Annotated in this window: 20 protein-coding genes; 14 read left to right on the forward strand and 6 right to left on the reverse strand. The window is 60.0% G+C overall.

Annotation, left to right across the window (positions count from 1 at the left end; genetic code table 11):
• The coding region (locus PHW69_04235) for a hypothetical protein (GenBank protein MDD4004395.1) at nucleotides 1-2,310 on the reverse strand (2,310 nt) is incomplete at its 3' end.
• Nucleotides 2,311-2,431: 121 nt separating this feature from the next.
• Between PHW69_04235 and PHW69_04240 the strand changes: the two genes are divergently transcribed.
• The 5 genes from PHW69_04240 to tilS all read left to right on the forward strand — a co-directional run bounded on the left by PHW69_04240 (nucleotide 2,432) and on the right by tilS (nucleotide 7,218).
• Nucleotides 2,432-2,785 carry an FKBP-type peptidyl-prolyl cis-trans isomerase gene (locus PHW69_04240; protein ID MDD4004396.1) on the forward strand — a complete coding sequence of 118 codons (354 nt, stop codon included), beginning with the start codon at nucleotides 2,432-2,434 and terminating at the stop codon, nucleotides 2,783-2,785.
• 75 nt (nucleotides 2,786-2,860) lie between these two features.
• Nucleotides 2,861-4,975, forward strand: coding sequence for an excinuclease ABC subunit UvrB (uvrB, locus tag PHW69_04245; protein ID MDD4004397.1), 2,115 nt, complete (start codon nucleotides 2,861-2,863; stop codon nucleotides 4,973-4,975).
• A complete protein-coding gene (locus PHW69_04250; protein ID MDD4004398.1) occupies nucleotides 4,972-5,604 on the forward strand; it encodes a biotin--[acetyl-CoA-carboxylase] ligase in 633 nt (210 codons plus the stop codon). Before uvrB ends, PHW69_04250 begins: the two co-directional genes overlap by 4 nt.
• Complete coding sequence (locus PHW69_04255; protein MDD4004399.1) at nucleotides 5,556-6,431, forward strand: DUF1730 domain-containing protein; 876 nt, start codon at nucleotides 5,556-5,558, stop codon at nucleotides 6,429-6,431. Before PHW69_04250 ends, PHW69_04255 begins: the two co-directional genes overlap by 49 nt.
• Before the next feature lie 46 nt (nucleotides 6,432-6,477).
• On the forward strand, nucleotides 6,478-7,218 hold the full coding sequence (tilS, locus tag PHW69_04260; protein ID MDD4004400.1) for a tRNA lysidine(34) synthetase TilS: 741 nt from the start codon (nucleotides 6,478-6,480) through the stop codon (nucleotides 7,216-7,218).
• A gap of 331 nt (nucleotides 7,219-7,549) precedes the next feature.
• Here tilS and PHW69_04265 read toward each other — a convergent pair whose 3' ends face one another.
• From PHW69_04265 to sppA, 3 genes are read right to left on the reverse strand one after another with little or no spacing between them, the layout of a single operon-like run.
• Nucleotides 7,550-9,265, reverse strand: coding sequence for a hypothetical protein (locus PHW69_04265; GenBank protein ID MDD4004401.1), 1,716 nt, complete (start codon nucleotides 9,263-9,265; stop codon nucleotides 7,550-7,552).
• Nucleotides 9,265-9,849 carry a hypothetical protein gene (locus PHW69_04270; protein MDD4004402.1) on the reverse strand — a complete coding sequence of 195 codons (585 nt, stop codon included), beginning with the start codon at nucleotides 9,847-9,849 and terminating at the stop codon, nucleotides 9,265-9,267. The genes PHW69_04265 and PHW69_04270 overlap by 1 nt, the downstream gene beginning before the upstream one ends.
• A gap of 1 nt (nucleotide 9,850) precedes the next feature.
• Complete coding sequence (sppA, locus tag PHW69_04275) at nucleotides 9,851-10,939, reverse strand: signal peptide peptidase SppA (protein ID MDD4004403.1); 1,089 nt, start codon at nucleotides 10,937-10,939, stop codon at nucleotides 9,851-9,853.
• Between the two features lie 33 nt (nucleotides 10,940-10,972).
• Here sppA and PHW69_04280 point away from each other — a divergent pair, with 33 nt between their 5' ends.
• Together PHW69_04280 and PHW69_04285 are read left to right on the forward strand one after the other, a co-directional pair.
• A complete protein-coding gene (locus tag PHW69_04280) occupies nucleotides 10,973-12,580 on the forward strand; it encodes a pitrilysin family protein (protein MDD4004404.1) in 1,608 nt (535 codons plus the stop codon).
• Nucleotides 12,577-13,989: a pitrilysin family protein gene (locus PHW69_04285; protein MDD4004405.1), complete on the forward strand. Its 1,413-nt coding sequence runs from the start codon at nucleotides 12,577-12,579 to the stop codon at nucleotides 13,987-13,989. Before PHW69_04280 ends, PHW69_04285 begins: the two co-directional genes overlap by 4 nt.
• Before the next feature lie 319 nt (nucleotides 13,990-14,308).
• Here PHW69_04285 and PHW69_04290 read toward each other — a convergent pair whose 3' ends face one another.
• Complete coding sequence (locus tag PHW69_04290) at nucleotides 14,309-14,476, reverse strand: hypothetical protein (protein MDD4004406.1); 168 nt, start codon at nucleotides 14,474-14,476, stop codon at nucleotides 14,309-14,311.
• 202 nt (nucleotides 14,477-14,678) lie between these two features.
• On the opposite strand from PHW69_04290, the gene PHW69_04295 reads away from it, so the two are divergent.
• Genes PHW69_04295 through PHW69_04325 form a run of 7 tightly spaced genes read left to right on the forward strand, consistent with a single transcriptional unit; the run spans nucleotide 14,679 to nucleotide 20,266 of the window.
• Nucleotides 14,679-15,083, forward strand: coding sequence for a response regulator (locus tag PHW69_04295; protein MDD4004407.1), 405 nt, complete (start codon nucleotides 14,679-14,681; stop codon nucleotides 15,081-15,083).
• Nucleotides 15,084-15,127: 44 nt separating this feature from the next.
• A complete protein-coding gene (locus PHW69_04300) occupies nucleotides 15,128-17,050 on the forward strand; it encodes a proton-conducting transporter membrane subunit (protein ID MDD4004408.1) in 1,923 nt (640 codons plus the stop codon).
• Complete coding sequence (locus tag PHW69_04305; protein MDD4004409.1) at nucleotides 17,038-17,892, forward strand: NADH-quinone oxidoreductase subunit H; 855 nt, start codon at nucleotides 17,038-17,040, stop codon at nucleotides 17,890-17,892. The genes PHW69_04300 and PHW69_04305 overlap by 13 nt, the downstream gene beginning before the upstream one ends.
• A gap of 1 nt (nucleotide 17,893) precedes the next feature.
• A complete protein-coding gene (locus PHW69_04310) occupies nucleotides 17,894-18,343 on the forward strand; it encodes an NADH-quinone oxidoreductase subunit B family protein (protein MDD4004410.1) in 450 nt (149 codons plus the stop codon).
• Entirely contained in the window at nucleotides 18,340-18,771 is a 432-nt protein-coding gene (locus PHW69_04315; GenBank protein MDD4004411.1) for an NADH-quinone oxidoreductase subunit C, read from the forward strand. The genes PHW69_04310 and PHW69_04315 overlap by 4 nt, the downstream gene beginning before the upstream one ends.
• A gap of 2 nt (nucleotides 18,772-18,773) precedes the next feature.
• The gene (locus tag PHW69_04320; GenBank protein MDD4004412.1) at nucleotides 18,774-19,850 is read left to right on the forward strand and encodes a nickel-dependent hydrogenase large subunit; all 1,077 of its coding nucleotides are present in this window, start codon (nucleotides 18,774-18,776) and stop codon (nucleotides 19,848-19,850) included.
• A gap of 5 nt (nucleotides 19,851-19,855) precedes the next feature.
• Nucleotides 19,856-20,266, forward strand: coding sequence for a 4Fe-4S dicluster domain-containing protein (locus PHW69_04325; protein ID MDD4004413.1), 411 nt, complete (start codon nucleotides 19,856-19,858; stop codon nucleotides 20,264-20,266).
• Nucleotides 20,267-20,341: 75 nt separating this feature from the next.
• On the opposite strand, the gene PHW69_04330 is transcribed toward PHW69_04325, so the two are convergent.
• Entirely contained in the window at nucleotides 20,342-20,893 is a 552-nt protein-coding gene (locus PHW69_04330) for a manganese efflux pump MntP family protein (protein ID MDD4004414.1), read from the reverse strand.
• Nucleotides 20,894-20,934: the final 41 nt, after the last annotated feature.

Here is a 20,934-nt window from a genome sequence, read left to right on the forward strand (position 1 = left end):
GTCTTCGCCGCTGTCCGCATAATCGCCCGCGGCTTCTTCAAACGCTTTGCGCATCCGGCCCAGCTGTTCCGAAAGTTCCGCCGCAAGCCCCGCAGCCTTCTTGAAATCGCGCTCCTTCAGAGCCTGCATGAGCCGGGCCGCCAGATCCTTCGCTTTGGCAACCGGTACATAATGGAGCCTGCGCTCGTCCTGCCCGTTTACCTCGCGCAGGTCGGGCATGGATGAGATAAGCGCGTTCAGTTCGTCAAGCTGCCGCTGGATCTGCGCGAGATTGCTTTCCAGCTGCGCCCATTCCTGCCGCGTCGCGCCCGCGCCGCCGTTTTTGGCGAAGTCTTTTAAAACGTTTTCCAGACTGTCCTGCGTGTCGGACATGTTATACGCGGCGTTTTCGAAATCCTTGTAAAACTGGAATTTCCGCTGCGCCGCCACGCTTTTCGCCATCCGGCCAAGCTCCCGCGCGAGCACGCGGGCGGTTTGCGGCGCGCCCGGCTCGCCGTTTCTGGCGGACCGGGCAAACCGTCCGGCCTCCGTCCCGCCCAGATATTCCCGCTTGGCCGACAGCGACCGCAGTTCCTGCCTCACCCCGTCATTAAGATAGGCGTCGCTTTCGGAAACCGCAAGCAGCCCGTCAAACTCCGCCGCCAGTTCGCGCCACTGCCGGGCGAGCGACCGGTCAGTCATGTTCGTGAACGCCGCCGTTGACCCGGCCAGCGCGTCCGCCGTTTCGGCGTAACTGCGCGCCAGTTCCAGCAGGCCCCGTTCAACTGCCATCATACCCGCTTCGGCGCGGATGTGGCGGGCCGCATAATCACGCACTATAATAACGGAAGGCGCGCTTTTCCCGGCCGCGCCGGAGCCGTCGAACGCGGAAACTGTCAAATTAACACGCGCGCCGTCCGGATAGCCGGCCAGGCTCAGCACCGTGTCGCCCAGCTGGCGGACGGGGCCGGGCGGACGGTACCGCCGGATCACTCGCGAACCGGAAAGCTCCGGCACGGCGGCTCCGTTTATAACGGTTTCATAATCAACGGACAGGGCCAGCAGCCCTATATCGTCCGCCGCCTCGTAAACCACCGGCACCGTATCGCCCGGCGAGCTTTCGGTTTCATAGGAAGGCGACAGCACCGCCGCCGCCGGCGGGTTATCAGGCGCCGCGCGCAAGGAATACTTGAACGGGGCCGGATCGGCCCAGCCGTCAGCCGAAACCAGCCGGAACCAGAACTCGGTATCGCCCTGAAGCGGGAACGAGGCGGAATACACCCCGCCGCGCCCGCGCGTCAGCATGACCGGCGGCTGCAATAATGAAGACCCGCCGGACGAAACGGCGCGCACCAGTTCCGCCCGGGAAAGCGGTTGCGCGGTTTTGCCGGAAACTGTCACCCGGCTCGCGCGCAGTGCCTGCGCGCCCTCCGGCGCGGCCTCCTCATAGGCGGCGCGGCCGCTGTAGCTGGGCGGAAAGATCCGCGCGGTCACTCCGGTCAGCGCGGGATAATCACGCGGCGACACAAGATACGCCCGGCTTGCCAGATCCCGCCAGCGCACGCGATAATAAACCGGCTCGGTCACCCGCTCCAGAGCCGCGAAAAAAACGCCGCCGCGCGCGGAAAAATGCCCGGCAAGCCACGGCCCGCGTTCCGCTTTCAGTTCCAGCACGGGCACCCGGCCCGAACCGGTTTTATCAAGAACCGTTATGGCGACAGGCGCGCCGCGCGGCACGGCGATATCGCCGGGCCGGATTTCGAAATAGGTTTCCGCGGGGATGATTTTCACGGGCGCCAGCGCCCGCATCAGGCAATCCGGGTCTCGCAGTGCAAACGGCGCGGTTGCCGCGCCGCAGATAAAACCGCAGCACAGCAAAACAGCCGCGCCGCGGGTGACCCGCAAAGGAAACACCGGCTCGGCTTCATGCTCTTTCAGCAACCGGTCCGTGACGCGGATATGCGCCTGCGCCAGCTCCGCCGACACCGGCCCGCGCAGTCCGTGTTTTACAAGGCTGACAGCGGAAGCCAGATAATTGCCGAGCGCGGGAATGCGGCTCGCCACATCGCGCGCAAGCGCGCCGTCCGCCAGTCCGCGCAGGCCCGCGCCAACCGCCCGGCCCGCGAGCGCCAGTCCCCCGGCGGAAACAAAAACCAGCAGCGCCATGCGGACAGACCGGGAAAGCGCGAAAACCCGGTCAGCCCAGAACAGCGCGCAGACCGCCAGCGGCAGAAACCCGGCCAGCCGGGCGCACAGGTCCAGCGCAAGCGCGCGGGCGCGGCGCAATCTGTAGCGGCTGAACGAGGTCAGAACCGGCCGGGATCGGGGCATATTGTCTATTTTCGCATTTTTTTCTCCGGCGCACATGGCCTTCCGCAAAACCCGGTGAAATTTTGTACCATGACGTATACAATCCATTATGCCGCGCGCCGCATGCGCGGCCGGAGGAAACGTGACAGAAAATCAGGAACGCGAAACACCCACCGGACTCAGGTACAAAGACGAATTAACCGGCGATGGCGCCATGCCGGAAAAAGGCAAAACCGTAACCGTGCACTATACGGGCTATTTCGAGGACGGCAAGATTTTCGACAGTTCCGTCAAACGCGGCGAACCGTTCCGGTTCGTTATCGGCGTGGGCCAGGTGATAAAAGGCTGGGATGAAGGCGTAATGACCATGCGCGTGGGCGGAAAGCGCAAACTCACCATCCCGGCGAGCCTGGGCTACGGCACGCGCGGAGCGGGCGGAGTTATTCCCCCCAACGCGACGCTTCAGTTTGACGTGGAACTGCTTGGCGTGGAATAACCGGAACCGATCCTGTCCTGCCGTCCTGTCCCGCCTCTGTTAAGAGGCGGGACTTTTATTTTATATACTTTATGAATGGGCATATTCAGGCTTCAGGCTCCGTTTGAGCCGTCGGGCGACCAGCCCGCCGCGCTGGACGCGCTGTGCCGCAATATCGAGGCCGGCGAGCAGCGGCAGGTGCTTCTGGGCGTAACCGGCTCCGGCAAAACCTACACGATGGCGCAGCTGATCGCGCGCACGCAGCGGCCCGCGCTTGTCATCTCGCCCAACAAGGTGCTGGCGGCGCAGCTGTACGCGGAATTCAAGTCGTACTTTCCTGACAACGCGGTCGAATATTTCATTTCCTATTACGATTATTACCAGCCGGAAGCCTACCTGCCCCAGACCGACACCTATATCGAAAAAGACGCCGATATTAATGACCATATTGACAAGCTGCGCCTGAAAGCCACCACCTCACTGCTGTCGCGGCCGGACACGATTGTGGTAGCCTCGGTTTCCTGCATCTACAACATAGGGTCGCCGAAAAATTTTGAAGAGCTGTGCGTTTATCTGAAAACCGGGATGACCATGTCGCGCGCGCAGCTGACCGCGCGGCTGACGCGCATCCGCTACAGCCGCAACGACGTATCTTTCGAACAGGGCTCCTTCCGCGCGCGCGGCGGAGCCATTGACATTTTTCCGCCGTACTCGCAGACCGCCGTCCGCGTTGAGCTGGACGGGGTAGCCGTAAAAACCATCTGCGAACTGCAACCGCTGACCGGCGACATACTGAAAAAACTTGATGAAGCGTGGGTCTACCCGGGCAAGCACTTCGTGTCAACGGATACGGAAATGAACGCCGCGCTCGGCGCCATAGAAACGGAACTGAAAGAGACCCTGGCGGATCTGCGGGCCCGCAACAAACCGCTGGAGGCGCAGCGGCTTGAGCAACGCACGAAATACGACCTGGAAATGCTCGCGCAGGCAGGCTACTGTTCAGGCGTGGAAAACTATTCGCGCCACATTTCCGGCCGCCCGCCCGGAGCGCGACCGCTGTGCCTGATGGATTATTTTTACGCCCGGCAGGAAAAGCCCGGCGGCGAAAACAACAAATTCCTGCTTTTTATAGACGAGAGCCACGTCACCGTGCCGCAGGTGCGCGGGATGTACGAAGGCGACCGCGCGCGCAAGCGGACGCTGGTTGATTTCGGGTTCCGCCTCCCGTCCGCGCTCGACAACCGGCCGCTTAAATTCGACGAGTTTGAGCAGCTTATGCCGCAGACAGTTTTCGTGTCCGCCACACCCGGCCCCTACGAACTGAAGCAGGCGGGCAGCAGCGTTTCCAAAAGCGCGGAGGGCGGGCGGCTGTACACCGAAACCGACAGCATAGTGGAACTGATCATCCGCCCGACCGGGCTGGTTGATCCGCCCGTAACCGTCCAGCCGAGCAGAGGCCAGATCGCGCATTTAAGCGCGAAAATCGCCGAAAAAACAAAGCACGGGCAGCGCACGCTGGTCCTGTCGCTCACAAAAAAAACGGCGGAGGATCTGGCGGAATTTTTCACCGGGAAAGGCATAAAGGCGCAGTATCTGCATTCCGATCTTGACACGCTAAAGCGCGTGGAAATTCTCAAGCAGTTCCGCGACGGGGAGTTTGACGCGCTCGTAGGCATCAATCTGCTGCGCGAAGGGCTGGATATTCCCGAAGTGGGGCTGGTGGCCATTCTGGGCGCGGACAACGAAGGTTTTTTAAGAAGCGAAACCACTCTCATCCAGATTTCCGGCCGGGCCGCCAGAAACGCGGGCGGCGAAGTGATCCTGTACGCCGACCGGATTACCGGCTCGATGGCCCGCGCGCTCTCCGAAATGAACCGGCGGCGCGAAAAACAGCAGGCGTACAACCGGGCGCACAACATAACACCCGCTTCCATTATAAAGGCCTCCGCGACTTTAAAGGAATTCCAGCTGGAGGCGAAACAGTCGGGCCTTAAAATACTGCACGGCGCTGGTTCCGGCGAACTGCCGCCGCCCCGCGCGCTGCCGGCCCTGATGAAGGCGGTCGAGGCCCAGATGCGGCAGGCGGCCGACAATCTGGATTTTGAAACCGCCGCCGCCCTGCGCGACCGGCTGTTCGAACTGAAGGAGCTGGCGGTAAAATTTTCACCCTCGAAAAAAGGAGCGCGGCAGGCACGCGGCCGAAAACAATGACCACACCAGACAAAGCGATCCACCTTAAAGACACCCCGCCCGGAATACGCACTCTCGTGTATCTCGAGCAGACGGACAGCACCCAGACAGCCGGACGCGCGCTGATCGAAGCCGGCGCGGACTGGCCGGTGCTGATTATAGCCGGTTCCCAGTCCGCCGGACGCGGCCGGCGCGGCGACCCCTGGGCATCGGAGCCCGGCGGCCTGTACATGACCCTCGCGCTCAAAACCGAAGCGCCCGTGCACGAACTGCCCGCCCTGAGTGTTACCGTGGCCCGGACAGCAAGCCTTGCGCTGGCCCGGGTTTTCGGACTGAAGACCAAGGTCAAACCGCCCAACGACGTGCTGGCCTGGCATCCCGGCAAAAAAAAGTACCTGAAAATATGCGGCATAATAGCGGAATCGGCCGCGACGGCAAGTCAGCCGGACTGGATAGTGGTCGGCATCGGCGTTAACCTAAACAACACCCTGCCGCGCGGACTCGGAACCGCGGTCACGGTTAAACAGATTCTGGGCCGCGCCGTGCAGGCTGACACGCTGGCGCATGAATTTTTCAAACTGTTCCGCACGGAGTTCTGCGCATGGGAAACGGGCGCGATTTACCGCAGCAAATCATTGACGCGGCTCTGAAATATTCTTCCGCGGCGGCTTTGGTTCCCGCGCAGCCGCTGGAGCCGGAACTGGCGCGCCTGCGCGCCTGTATCGCCGCGGGCCTGCCGCCCGGGCTGGAGTATCTGGCCCGCAGGCCTCGGGAGCGGGCCGACATCCGCAGCTGGAGCGCGCCCGCCAAAACCGTGCTTGTCATGCTGTTTCAGTATCATAACAGCGCGCTCGGGCAAAACACAAACACCATGCCGCGCGCGCGCTGGGAAGCGCTGAAGGCCAGGCGCGGCGCGAAACCGCTGCCGCCGCCTCCGCCGGGCGATCCGGTTACAATAGCGCGTTACGCGCTCTCGGCCGATTACCATGCGACGGTAAAAAAACTGCTCAAGCAAACCCTTGCGGAAATCCGCGCGTTCGCGCCCAAAACCGCCGGACGCGTTTTCGTTGACACCTCGCCCGTTTTTGAAAAAGCGCTCGCCGTGCGCGCGGGTCTGGGGTTTGCGGGCCGCAACACGCTGGTTATAAGGCCGGGGCACGGATCTTATTTTTTCATAGGCGGAATCGCGCTGCACACCGCGCTCGAATACGCGGAGCGGCCGCTCCCTCAACAGGCCTGCGGCGACTGCCGGCTATGCGAAACCGCCTGCCCGACCGGCGCGCTGCGTGACGGAACCATCAACCCCGCGCGCTGCCTGTCCTACTGGACCACGGCCCAGACCTCCGCAATTCCCGGCGACATTCTGGCCCTGCTCAACGGCCGCGCGCAGGGCTGCGACCTTTGCCAGCAGGCCTGCCCCTACAACAAAACCGTCACCGCCGCTGTGCGCGAAGAGTTTCTGCCGCTAAACCCGTAACGCGCAACGGCGTTGCCCGCCGCCGCTATTTTCGGTACCATAAGATATGCTCAAACGCAACTTCAACGCCCGCGTGTGGGGCCGCATGCAGACCTTCAGCCGCGACAACACGCTCGTCGTCCCCGGCGACCGGGTGCTGGTCGCGTTTTCCTCCGGGCCAGATTCGGTCTGCCTCGCCCATTTTCTCAGCCATCTGGCGGGCAGGCGGGGGTTTTCCGTCGCGCTCTGCCACGTCAACCACGGCCTGCGCGGCGGCGCCAAAGCGGACGAAAAATTTGCCGCGTCGTTCGCCAGAACCCTCCGGCTGGACTGTGTCGTGAAAAAAGCGGCGGTGAAGGCTTACGCGCGCAGGGAAAAATTAAGCACGGAGCACGCAGCCCGGAATCTGCGCTACGAACTGCTCGCGCAAGCCGCGAAAGAACTGCGCTGCAATAAAATCGCCACGGGGCACCACCTCGACGATAACGCGGAAACGGTTCTGCTTAACCTCCTGCGCGGCACCAGCCCCCAGGGCCTGACCGGCATACCGCTAAGGCGCAAACTCAAAAACTGCTCGGCGGAACTGGTGCGCCCGCTGCTGTGCGTGACCCGCGCGGAAATAATGCTATACCTAAAACATAACGGTCTGGATTACCGGACTGACGAGTCCAACGACTGCGAGGATTTCACCCGCAACTGGGTGCGCAAAACACTCCTGCCGCTGCTGGAAACCAAACAGCCGAAATTCAGGGAGCACCTGTTAATCCTGTCCGGCAAAATAGCGCGGCTCATCCGAGAACGCGGCTGACCTCCGCAGCAGGAAAACCCATGCCGGGCACAGTAAACCATGCCGACGCAACGCAGGCCGCGCTGCGACAGCAACCCCGCCCGCACAACCCGCCCGCAGGCACGCAGACGCCGCAGACAAACCAACCCGTCGCCCCCGTTATTGCCGGGGCCGCAAAATACCGTAAGAGGAACGGACTCCGGCTCCGGCGCAATCACGCCTCCGCTATGGCGCGCCCGGCGTTTTTGCGGTTGGAATGTCATATTTTCCGACAGCAAGGCAGTCAATCGCGCGCATTTCGGCGGCGGTTACGCAGGGCAGGCCGCTGAAATACTGGCGGGCCGGCACTGCTTCAGGCAGTTTTCCCGGTCACAACGGAAATTTCATCGAAAGCAAGCGTGTTAAGCACATCACTGCGGGTCAGGCCCGCGCGCCGCGCGATAGTCACGCCCTGCATGATGAACCGCAGATCGTGAGAGGAATGCGCGTCGGTCGAAATAATGAACCTGCAGCCGAGTTTTTTAGCGGCGCGCACTTGTTCGGGGCAGAGGTCCTGCCGGTCAGGCTGGGCGTTTATTTCCAGAGCGGTGCCGTGCGCAACGCACGCGGAGGCGACGCAATCAAAATCGAACGAATAGCCGGGCCGGCGGCCTATGATGCGCCCGGTAGGGTGGGCGATAGCGTCAACTCCCTGCGCGCCGGCGGCCCGCACAAGGCGCTGGGTCATGCGTTCCGGATCCATCTCAAACCCGGAATGAACCGATGCCACCGCAAACGGAATGTTCTTCAGCTGGTCCGGACTGAATTCTATGCGCCCGTCGTTATAAATTTCCACCTCCAGCGAACGCGCCGCGCGCAGGCCCGGGAACTGCCGCGCGGCAAGCGCGAGCGCGGCTTTGGTTTCAAGAAACCCGTCGTAATCCAGCCCGCGGGTAACCCGCACCTCGCGCGAATGGTCGCCAAGAAAAACCCAGCTGTAACGCTCGGCGGCGGCGCGCGCGAGCATGCTTTCCAGCGGGCAGGATCCGTCGGAAAAAAGCGTGTGGTTATGAAACTCGCCCAGTATGTCGGCGCGGGTGAGCAGCTGCGGCAGAGCGCGGCGGGAGGCCAGTTCCAGCTCGCCGGCTCCGGCGCGCAGTTCGGGCGGCACGAATTCAAGGCCCAGCGCGGCGTAAATATCTTCTTCCGAGCCGCACGCAACCTCGGCCCGATCCGGGCAACGGCGCAGTCCGTTCGGCCCCAGTTCCAGCCCGCGCCCCCCGGCGATTTTTTTCAGCCCGGCCAGATGCTGCGCGCTACCGGTTTCAAACAAGGTCACGAAAGGCAAAGCGGCCGGCGGCGCGAGCACGAGCTCGCAGTCAATTTCACCCTTAAGGCGGTACAGCCTGCGGGTTTGCAGCTGGTCGGGCAGAAGCGCGGTTTCCTCGAAATCGCTGAACCGCGAAAAAACCTTTTCCGGTTCCGCCGCCGTGATAGCCAGCACGATTTTCTCAACCGACTCAAGCCCGGCGCGCACTCCGCCGCACACAACAGCCCGCGCCGCGCCGCACCGGACAGCGAAATCCGCCGCCTTACCAGCCAGCTCCCACGCATGAAACCATAAAAGCCGCCCTTCGGATTTCAGCCGGAGCGAAAGCCCCTGCGCGATCGCGCGCAGTGCGTTGGGCCCGAACCCGTCGGCTCCGTTGAGCGCGCCGGACACAAGCGCCTCTTTCAATTCCTCAGGCGATTTTATTCCGAGATTGTAGTAAAGCTGTTTGGCGCGGCCCGGCCCGATACCGTGTATTTTGAGCAGCGAGCAGATGCCGTAGGGGTATTTCGAACGCAGCGCGGCCAGCGGGTCGCACACTCCGCTGCGGCAAATTTCCGCTATACTGCCGGCGACAAGCGGGCTTAACCCCCTGATTTCGGCCAGCCGGGCCGGCGCAAGCCCGCACAGTGAAACCTCGGACGAGCCGGCAATGCGCGCCGCGCGCCGCCATTCGTCAATAGAAAAAAGGTTCGCCCCGTCCAGCTCCAGCAGAAGCGACATCTCGCGCAGAATATCGGCTATTTCATTATTCTTCATCAGGCCAGCAGCGACACGACCCCCGCTATCGCAAGCGCGATCAGAACGGCAAGCAGCGCAAAAGCCAGGCCAAGCAGCAACGCGACGGGAGTGAACAGCGCGGTCAATGCGCGCCCGGTTGAAGTCGCGTAAGACTGCCGGATAAACACGGTCAGCATATAAAACTGCAGCACCAGCATCGCAAAATAAAACAGCCCGCCCAGCGCCACGCCTTTAAGACTGGCGGCCGCCGCTATCAGCCCCAGCGGCACAAGCAAAACCGCCGCGACTTCCGTAATCCCCATAATGATGAACAGGCCCGCCGCGCTTCCGCGGGCGCCCAGAAACGACAGCGCCGCATGCGCCAATGCCGCATAGACAAACCCTTTAAACGCGTAAAACACGAACAGCACCGCCAGCGTAAGCAATGCGCCCGCGGCGGTAACGGATTCCGGCGCGGAAATCAGCCCCCACATGTAAATCGCAGCGGCCGCCGCTCCGTACCCGAAAAACGCCGGCGCGTACCTGCGCCGGCTGACCAGCCGGGCTACGGTCTCGTTCGGAGCAACGATAAAATCCCTCACATCGGCAAATACGGCGTTCATTTCAGTAGACCCACAGATACGCCGCGGAAGGCGAACTGAAATCGGCAAACGTCTTCAAGGCGCCGGCGGCGGAGGATTTCGCCTCCATATTGAGGAGCTCGCGCACGCTGTCCCACGGATCCTGATTGCGGATGATTTTCGGGCTGTCACCCAGCCCCGCCAGCTTGCCGGCCGCGCGGCGCGCTTCGGTTTCGCCGCCGAGCTGATCAACCAGCCCGTTGGCAAGCGCCTGCCGGCCGGTGAAAATACGGCCGTCGCACAACCCCGCGAGCCTGTCGTCCGGCAGACCGCGCCCGCTCTTGACCGCGGTGTAAAACTGCTGGTAGGTGTCGTCCACTATCGCCTGAAACATCGCGCGTTCCTCTGACGACAGCTCCCGGTAAGGCGACCCGATATCCTTGAACTTGCCGCTTTTTACCGCTTCCATGCGCACGCCGATCTTCTCAAACAGTCCTTTAAAGTTGCCCAGGCTGAATATTACTCCGATCGAGCCGGTAAGCGTGCCGGGCTGGGCGATGATTCTGTCGGCCGGAGCGGCGATATAGTAGCCGCCGCTGGCGGAAACGTCGCGGAACATGGCGACTATCGGTTTTTTCTTGACGTTTTTGGCGTAAAGCACCGCGTCATAGATCTCCTGCACGGCGCCCACCGAACCGCCGGGCGTGTTTATGTCGAGCACGATCGCCTTCACGTTATCCTTGTCCGCCATGGTGCGCAGCACGCGCGACACGTTGCCCGTGCCTTTTTCAAAAGGCGAATCGCTGCGCGAGGAACTGATCACTCCGCGCACGGTAACCCAGGCGACCCCGTCTTTGCCGAGCGAGGAGAGTTTGCCGTCCCGATCCGCCGAGCCGGCTCGTTTCCCGGCACTCATAATAACCTCAACTCCGCAAAGCACCGACAGCAGAAACAGCAGGCTGGCGATTTTAAGCCATTTCAGAACCTGCCGGCTGCCGCCTCCCTCCTGCCCGGCGGAAACCGGTTCGGCCGCAACCGGTTCGGCAACATTGTCTTCCGATTCCACGGCGCAATCCGGCGGCTGCTGCGCCGTTTCGTCGGTATTTAAATTGTTTTCATCACGCTCTTGCATTAAGCCTCCGGACAGAAAACGGCTGTTTCGATTATGATACTATATTTCCTCCCGCGCGTTCCGTCCTGTCCGGGAAAAATTGTAACATTGCTGATGATGCCTTATTTCAAACCGCTCGTTTTGCTGTCCGCTTTGCTCCTGCCGCAGCCGCGTCTGGCGTTCGCGGAGGAACCGCCGTCCGCGAAGCAGCACGGCGCCGCAGTCCGGTCCGCGCAAACGCTGCCTCCCGTGACAAAAACCGTTTACAAGAACGGGCTGACGCTGCTGGTGCTGGAAAATCACGTTTCGCCTGCGGTTTCCTTTAAAGTGTTTTTCCGGGCCGGCTCGATAGACAACCCTTCCGGGCGGACGGGACTGGCGCACCTGTTCGAACACATGATTTTTAAAGGCACCCGCGGAACCGGCACAAAAAACTATCGGGCCGAAGCGGCCCTAATGCCCCGCATGGACGAACTCGCCGCCCGGTTAAACGACGAGGCGGCCCGGCCCGGCGCGCAGCCCGCGAAACTGGCCGCGCTGCGCGGGCGGCTGAACGAGCTTGAGCGGGAGGCCGGGCAATACATTACAAGCAATGAAATGCAGAAAATCTACTCCGGCATCGGCGCGTACGGCCTGAACGCGTTCACCTCGCCGGACGTTACCTGGTACACGGTGTCGCTTCCGGCAAACAGGGTGGAAGACTGGATGATACTGGAATCCGACCGCTTTAAAAATCCCGTTCTGCGCGAATTCTACAGCGAGCGGGACGTGGTGCTGGAGGAACTGCGCATCAACCAGTCCAACCCCGAAAGCAGGCTGTACTACGCGCTTATGTCGGCGGCGTTTTCGGCCAGCCCATACCGCAATCCGATAATCGGCTGGGAAAGCGACGTGGCGCGCCTGCTGCGCCCGCAGGCGGAAGAATTTTTCCGAACCTATTACGGCCCCAACAACGCCACCATCGCCATCGTGGGCGACGTTAACGCCGAGGAGGTTAAAATTCTCGCCGGAAAATATTTCGGTGATATCGAACCCCGGCCGTTGCCGGACCGCACTCTCACCAAAGAACCCCTCCGCGACGGCGAACACCGCAACGCGCTTGCTTTTCCGTCCGCGCCAGCCCTGCGCATCGCCTTTAACAGGCCCGATATGTTTTCAGAAGACGCGCCGGCCCTCGCCCTTATCAGTTCGCTTCTGTGCGCCGGGCGGACCTCGCGGCTTTATAAAAACATGGTGGAAAACAAGCAGCTCGCCGCGGCTGTTTCCTGCACGCCCTCTTTTCCCGGAAGCCGGGAAGCCAGCCTGTTTTATCTCGCGGCGGCGCCGCGCGCGCCGCATACCGCCGCCGAAGTGGAGGCGGCCGTTTACGACGAGCTGGACAGGCTCAAAACCATTCCGGCTCCGCAGACGGAAATAACAAAAGCACTCAACCGGCACAAGGCGGATCTGGTGAAAACCATGGAAAACAACAGCGGAATGTCGCGGCTGCTCGGCATGAGCGAAAGCATCTTTGGCGACTGGGCCTTTCAATGGAAATTTCTCGCGCGGCTTGAACAGGTTGCCCCGCAAGACATCATGCGCGCCGCAAAACGCTGTTTCAAGCCGGAAAACCGCAGCGTCGCCTGGATTGAGAACGAACCCGGCAAGAAGGCAGCCCGATGACCCGCGTTTTAAAACCGCTCCTGTCCGCCGCCGCGGTTCTGGCTTTGGCCGCGCTGGCGGTCCCGCTCGGAGCCGAGCCGCCGAAACTACCGGCTCCGAAACCGCTTTCGTTCACTCCGCCGCAGGGCGAACGGATCAGGCTGCCCAACGGGCTTGATATCCGGCTTTTGCGCGACAGCACGCTGCCGGTCGTGCGGGCCTGTGCGCTGGTGCGGACAGGCAGCCTCCACGATCCGCCCGGCAAAACCGGGCTTGCCCGGCTGGCGGCGGCTTCCATGCGGGCCGGCGGCACAAAAAAAACCGGCGCGGACGAACTGAACGAGCGGCTGGAATTCAGCGGCTCCGGCATCGAGATCGCCATGACAAGTGAATACGCGGAAATCAGCATGTTCGCGCTCGCGCCCTACGCGGCGGAAACGCTGGCCCTGTTCGCGGAAATCATTCAGGCTCCCGCGTTCGAACCGGAAAAAGTTGAAACCGAACGCGGCGTTCTGCTCGAAACCCTGCGCCGCCGCAACAATAATCCGAAAACACTGGCGCTGCGGGAAGCGCAGCGCGCTTATTTCGGGCCGGACAGCCCTTACGGCCGGCGCGAGGAGCCTGACACGATAAACGCTGTCAGCGCCGCAGACCTAAAAGCCTTTCACGAACGTTATTTCAGGCCGGACGGAACGGCAATCGCCGTCGCGGGTGATTTCGATCCGGCCGAAATGGCCGCCCTGCTGTCCCTGCTGTTCTCCGGCTGGGGCGGCAAAGCCGTTCCGCCGCCGGAGGCGCCCGCGCCGTCTTCTTCCGGGACGCGGCATGTGTTTTATATAAAAAAACCGGTCGCCAACGCGCCCGTAGTGGTCGTTCAGGCCGGCCCGCAACGCAACAGCCCCGACCAGTACGCCTGGCAGGTGCTCAATCAGATCCTGGGCGGCTATGGCATGAGCTCGCGCCTGTTCGAGGAAGTGAGAACAAAACGCGGGCTGGCCTATTCAGTGTTCGGCGAAACTCTTGAATTCGAGCGCGGCGGCGCGCTGCTGGTATACGCCGGCACGAAAAACAAAACCGTGCCGGAAACAATAAAAGCGGTTCTCGCCCAGCTGGACATGATCGGCCGGGCCGGGGTATCGGATGAGGAACTGGCCCGCGCCAAGAACAATCTTGTCAGCTCCTGCATTTTCCAGTTCGCCTCGCCGATAGCCGCGCTGAGGGAACGCATCAGGCTCGCTTATTTCGGCTACCCGCCGGATTACCCGGAAAAATACGCCGCCAGTATCGGTGCAGTGACAAAAACCGGCGTGCTCGATGCCGCGCAGCGGCTGAACCCGGAAAGCGCGAAAATTCTTGTAGTCGGCGACGAAAACCTGTTTTCCGCCCCGCTGACGGAGTTCGGCGCGGTTACGGAGCTGAAAGAAAACTGATTCCGCTCAGGCAGGGGGATGGAGTGCGTAACCCTGCGCAAGCAGTGCAAACGAAGTCCAGACCAAAAAAACCCGGCTTGCCGGTAAAGCGTAATAACAACCGGCAGGCCAATGGCACAGCCGGGGGGTTCATCATCCGGACGGGAAAGTAAGTTTTCTTATTTCGGCAATATGTTCGGCCGGCAAACCCGTGCTTTCGAGCCAGTCTTTCCTGAACGTATCGCGCAATTTGACGCCGCCAGACCGCGCGACCTCTTTTAAAAACCTGTCCACGGTAGCGGTGGCGTTTTTATTGCGGCGGGCCGGCTCCAGAGCAAAATCAATGGAAAATCCGTCGAAAAAAATTCCCTCCGCAAAAACCGGCCTCCGGCAATAATAGCGCCGACATGAAAATCGCGCTGCCGGCCAGCTTTAGTGTTTTTTGCATAAGATCCGCCATAAAATTACCGGAAAAGACTAACCGTTTTGCAATTTTACAGTTTTTCATAATATGGAATTCCTTACTTTGCATCCTTTATATATAGTATGCGGTTATTACGCCGATAAACATTCTACCGTATTCAGCCGGCTTTTTATGAAAATATTGATTAAAGTCATGCGGCATGGCCGGGTTATTCTATATAATGTGAGCGTAGATAACGTTGCGCGGACGAAGAACTCGTCCGCCAGTAAAGATTTCAGGAGACTGCATGGCTGATATACTCCATATAGACAAGGATGCGGCCGTCATCGCCCATTACCGGCCCGTGCTGGAAAAAGCAGGACATACCGTAATATCCGCCGCTTCCGCGCAGGAGGCCCGCCAGTGCCTTGAAACAGCACGGCCCGACATCATAATCATGGAAGTCATGCTTGAGGAAACAACCACCGGGTTCGAGCTGTTTAAGGAATTCAACGCGAAATATCCGGCGATTCCGGTCATCATGCTTACCAACGTGTATTACGCGATGACAGAACAATGGCGCGACGATCTGGATCGCGACAAATCCTGGCTGCCGGTCTACCGGTTCATGGAAAAGCCGGTTTCCTCGCTGGTGCTCGTTGAGGAAGTGGAGCATGTGCTGGAGGAAGCCGGACACGCCGTACACGCCTGAGCGTTGCCGCCGGGCCGTTTTATTCGTCACTTCAGGAGGACTTGGTGCAGACACTTACTAATGTGTTGTTTCTGATATTGTTTCCCTTCATAGCGGCGGCTCTGGTGTGGCTGACCCCGGAAGGCAAATCCCGGACATGGGTGATACGCGTTATGAGCGCGATCATCGCTGCCGGCTCGGTCATGCTGGCATGGTCCATGACCGGGCAGCCGGCCCAGTTTTTCGTATTCGAAAGCAGCGCGTTCGAGCATCTGCTGTTTCCGATGGAAACGCTGATGACGCTGGCGATCATCTGGCTCGGCTTCAAATACAAAAAGTTCGCCGCGCCCGCGCTGGCGGTAATACAGTTCGGCATCATGCTCGGGTTCGAGATGAATTTCGGAGCGGAACTGCGGCCCCAGCATAATCTGTACGTTGACCAGCTCTCCCTGATAATGGCGCTGGTGATCGGGATAGTGGGCGTGCTTATCTGCCTCTACTCCGCCAGCTACATGAAGGATTATCACCGCCACTACCCCAGGCTCGCCGACCGGCGCGGTTATTTCTATTTCGTTATTTTCGCGTTTCTGGGCGCGATGTTCGGGCTGGTTTTCTCAAATAACCTGCTGTACATGCTGTTTTTCTGGGAAATCACCACTTTGACTTCGTTTCTGCTGATCGGGTACACCAGAACGCAGGAAGCGGTAGACAATTCGTTTACGGCGCTGGTCATGAACCTGGGCGGCGGAATCGCGTTCGCGCTGGCGATTTTCATACTTTACAACAGCCGCGGCATAATAGAGCTGGACAAGGTGCTTTCGGCGAAAAGCGTGGTGCTGCTGCCGGTCGCGCTCATGTGTTTCGCGGGCCTGACAAAAGCGGCGCAGATGCCGTTTTCAAAATGGCTGCTGGGCGCGATGGTCGCGCCGACTCCAACATCCGCGCTGCTGCATTCGAGCACGATGGTAAAAGCCGGAGTGTTTCTGCTGCTTAAGCTGGCGCCGGTCATGGAAGGAACCATTGTGGGCGATTCGGTCGCGCTGATCGGCGGACTGACTTTCCTGCTCACCTCGCTGATCAACCTGTCGGAGCGCAATATCAAGAAGGTGCTGGCCTACTCCACGGTCGCCAATCTGGGCCTTATGGTGGCGTGCGCGGGGCTGGGCTCGTATCAGGCGGTATGGGTGGGCGTGATGTTCATCGTGTTTCACGCGGTGGGCAAATCGCTGCTGTTCCTCGTGGTCGGCACGACGGAAAACAAATTTTACACCAAGGATATGGAGAACTACGACAACATGATCGTGCGGATGCCGCGCGTCGCGCTGATTTACATAATCGGCATAGCGGGCATGTATGTCGCGCCGTTCGGGCTGGTGATCAGCAAATGGGCGGCGATCGAGGCGATTCTGCAGTCCAACTCCCTGCTCAGTCCGATCCTGATGCTGATGCTGGCGTTCGGCAGTTCCGCGACCGTGTTTTACTGGACTCAGCTGCTCGGCAAAATCGTTGCGGTGCGCAACAAACGCGAAACCGACCGCGATTTTGAAAAAGGCATCGGCATTGACGAATGGATAGCGGAATGGTCGCACGCCGGCATAAGCGTGGTGGTGTGCGTGCTGTTTCCGCTCATTTCCGTGATCTGGGTGGAACCGTACCTGATGGATATTTACGGCCAGTCTTTCGGGATCGGGGCCGGGAACTACGCCATCATGCTGATAATGCTGGCGATGCTGGTGCTGATCCCGCTGGCGGTGCTGGGCTTCGGCCGGCAGCGGAGTTACGGCGAGAACCGGACTTACATGGCCGGCCGGGATATGGACCGCAATTATGCGGTTGAAGGATCCATCGGCTCGCGCAACGAGGTGACTCTGAAAAACTATTACCCCACGGAATTTTTCGCGGAAGCCATCCTTCTGAAAGCCGGCAACTCGCTATGCGTGCTCATGCTGGTATTCCTTGTACTGGGAGACGTGATATGGAAACGCTGATCTGGGGTATCCTTTATATTATACTGGCTCCCGTTCTGGGCGGTCTGCTGGCCGGGATAGACCGGATTGTTTCGGCGAGGATGCAGCGGCGGGTCGGCCCGCCGGTGCTGCAGCCGTTTTATGACGTGCTGAAGCTGTTCGGGAAGGACAATTTCGAGGTCAACCGGCTCCAGTTTCCGTTCATGCTGTGCCATCTGATGTTTGTGATGTACACCGGCGCGGTTTTCTTCATCAACGGCGATCTGCTGCTGATGATTTTCGCGCTTACGGTATCGGCTTCGTTTCTGGTGCTGGCGGCCTATACCGCCAATTCGCCCTACAGTTTCGTGGGCGCGCAGCGCGAACTGGTGCTGATTCTGGCGGCCGAGCCGGTGCTGATGCTGGCGGCCGCGGGCATCTACAAGGTAACCGGCAGCTTTCACCTGTACACTGCCGCCGCTACGGGCCTGCCGCTCATCCAGTATCTGCCGGGCCTGTTCCTGTGCATGTTCTATATCCTGACGATAAAACTGCGGAAATCGCCGTTTGACATATCGGTGTCGCATCACGCGCATCAGGAGATCGTGAAAGGGCTGTCCACCGATCTCAGCGGCAGAACCCTTGCGATCATGGAAATCGCCCACTGGTACGAAAATATTTTCCTGCTGGGTTTTATTTTCATGTTCTTCGCGTTCAGTCCGCTGCTGGGCCTGCTGGTCACCCTGCTCGCGTATCTGGCGGAAATCGCGGTGGACAACTCCAACGCGCGCCTGCGCTGGCAGTGGACGCTGGTTTCGACCTGGCTTGTCACGCTGGTGTTCGGCGGCGGCAACCTTATAGCGCTTTACATGGCGGGTAAATAACATGACTACCGAGTACGTAAAAAAATCACCCTGGCTTATTCATTATGACGGATCCAGCTGCAACGGCTGCGACATCGAAGTGCTGGCCTGCCTGACCCCGCTGTACGACATAGAGCGGTTCGGCATAATCAACACCGGCAATCCCAAGCACGCGGATATTTTTCTGGTCACCGGCTCGGTGAACCACCAGAACGAGCACATCGTGAAAAACATCTACGAGCAGATGCCCGGCCCGAAAGTGGTGGTGGCGGTTGGGATCTGCGCGGCCACGGGCGGAATTTTCGCGGAATGCTACAACGTCAAAGGCGGAGTGGATAAAGTGATTCCGGTTGACGTTTATGTGCCCGGCTGCGCCGCCCGGCCGGAAGCGATTATTGACGGCGTCGTAAAAGGGCTGGGCGTGCTCGACGCCAGGATCAAGGCCGCAAAGGCCGGGGAGAAAACGGTATGAGCGGAAAGATTGAAATTATCGAGATTGATCCGTCCGCGCTGGTGACCGAGGCGCAGAAACTGAAGGACGACAACTGGCGGCTTCTGCAGGCTCACCCGCTTACCGTGGCCGCCGCGGACGGCCCCGGCGCCGTGCAGCTCACTTACAGTTTCGAAAAAGATTACCTGCTGCGCAATCTGAGGTTTTCCGTGCCCGCCGGCTCATCGGTGCCAAGCATTTCATCGGTTTATCTGGCGGCGTTTCTGTATGAAAACGAGATAAGCGAAATGTGCGACGTGCGGATAAGCGGCATGGCGGTTGATTTCAACGGCACGCTTTACAAGAAAGCGGTACGGCATCCGTTCGCGAAGTTCACGGCACCCAATCCGCCCGTTCCGCAGGCAAAACCCGCGCACGCACAGGAAAAAAAGGCAGAGGAGCACGGCTAATTATGAAAAAAACCACTTTACCGCTCGGGCCGCAGCACCCGGTCCTGCCCGAACCGCTTAGTTTCGATCTGGTGCTGGAAAATGAAAAGGTGATAGAGGCTGTTCCGTCCATAGGCTATATTCACAGAGGTCTGGAACTGCTTGCTCCGAAAAAGGAATTCACCGATTACGTGTATGTCGCGGAACGGATCTGCGGAATATGCAGTTTTATCCACGGCATGGGCTTTTGCCAGGCCGTGGAAGAGATAATGAAAATCGAGATTCCTGACCGCGCGGCATATCTGCGGGTATACTGGGGCGAACTGTCGCGGCTGCACAGCCACCTGCTCTGGCTGGGCCTGGCGGCGGACGCGTTCGGATTCGAGAACCTGTTCATGCAGACCTGGCGACTGCGCGAGCGGGTGCTTAACATTTTCGAAAAAACGACCGGCGGCCGGGTTATTTTCAGCGTCTGCAAAGTGGGCGGCATCAAGAAGAACATCACCGACTCCGAACTGAAGGCGCTGCAGTCGGAGCTGGATTCGCTGAGCGGCGAAATAAAAGAAATTTCGGACGTGTTTCTTAACGATTCCAGCATAAAGAACCGCCTTTGCGGGATCGGACCGCTGAGCCGGGAAGACGCCTGGCACCTGGGTGCGGTCGGCCCGGTTCTGCGCGCCAGCGGCGTAAGCGAAGACAACCGCAAGCTGGGTTACGCCAAATACGGCGAGCTGGAATTTGAACCGATCGTGGAAAAAGACGGCGACTGCTATGCGCGGTGCAAAGTGCGGATACGGGAGATGTTTCAGTCGCTTGATCTCATGCGGCAGGTCGTGTCGCGCATAAAAGGCGACGCGATTGACACCAAGGTCACGGGCCTGCCCTGCGGCGAAAGCTTCCTGCGCCTGGAACAGCCGCGCGGCGAAGTGTTTTATTATGTGAAAGGCAACGGCACCCGGTTTCTGGAACGGTTCCGCGCGCGCACGCCCACCTTCGCCAATATCGCGCCCGCGCTGGAAATGCTTAAAGGCTCGGAACTGGCGGACGTTCCGTCAATTCTGCTGTCTATTGATCCCTGCATAAGCTGTACCGAGAGGTAATTTAAATGGCCATGTTTTCGATGCTTAAAATTACGCTGGCTAATCTGTTCAGGAAACCCGCCACGAACCTGTATCCGTTTGTGCCGGGCACGAGTTATCCCAACACGCGCGGCGAAGTGGAAAACGCGGTGGAAAACTGCATTTTCTGCGGCATATGCCAGCGACGCTGCCCCTCCGGCGCGATTACGGTGGATCGCGCAAAGGGCGAATGGAAAATTGACCGGCTGCGGTGCATAGTATGCGGAAACTGCGCCGACCTGTGCCCCAAAAAATGCCTGACACTCGCCAGCAAGTACCCGGAACCGACCGCAGGAACGGACAAACAGTCTGGCGTGAAGGTTTTGCGCGGCACGCCGCCGGCTCCGCCTGCGGCAAAGCCCGCGCCGGCCCCCGGTCCCGCTCCTGAAGGGAAATAGCGCATAGCCAGCCTTATTGAAAACGGGCCGCGACATAAAGGTTGCGGCCCGTTTCGTCAGACGCAACGGCGTTCGTCAATGTTCGGCCAGTATTTTAATGCCGATGGCGACAAGCATCAGCCCGCCCAGCGCTTCGGCCCGCTGCGCCAGCAGTTTACCGCAGCGCATACCCGCATAAAGTCCGGCTGCCGTGAAAGAAAATGCCGCCGCTCCGACTATCAAGGCGGCGGGCACAATCGCGATATTAAGAAAAGAAAAACTGAGTCCTGTTGCCAATGCGTCCAGACTGGTGGCTACCGCCAGCAACGCAAGCTGTTTCGGCTCAAACGAATCCGCCGAAGTCCGTTCTCCGGGCGGATGCCGCGCTTCCCACAGCATTTTAAGGCCCACGAAGCTAAGCAGCAGAAACGCTATCCAGTGATCCACGCCGGAAATGAAATTCAAAAGCGTTTCCCCGCCGGCCCAGCCGGCAAGAATCATGAGGACGTGAACGGCTCCGAATACAGCCGCCATCAGCAGAGTCTGGCGCGGCGCCACAACTCCTTTGGCCGTGCCGGTCGCAATGGCAACGGCAAACGTATCCATAGAAAGTCCAGCCGCAATCAGCACAACCTCAACCCATCTCATGGCAACCCGCCTCGTTTTTATGATTTTACCATTTACATGCC

The organism is Elusimicrobiaceae bacterium (assembly GCA_028700325.1).
Taxonomy (GTDB): domain Bacteria; phylum Elusimicrobiota; class Elusimicrobia; order Elusimicrobiales; family Elusimicrobiaceae; genus JAQVSV01.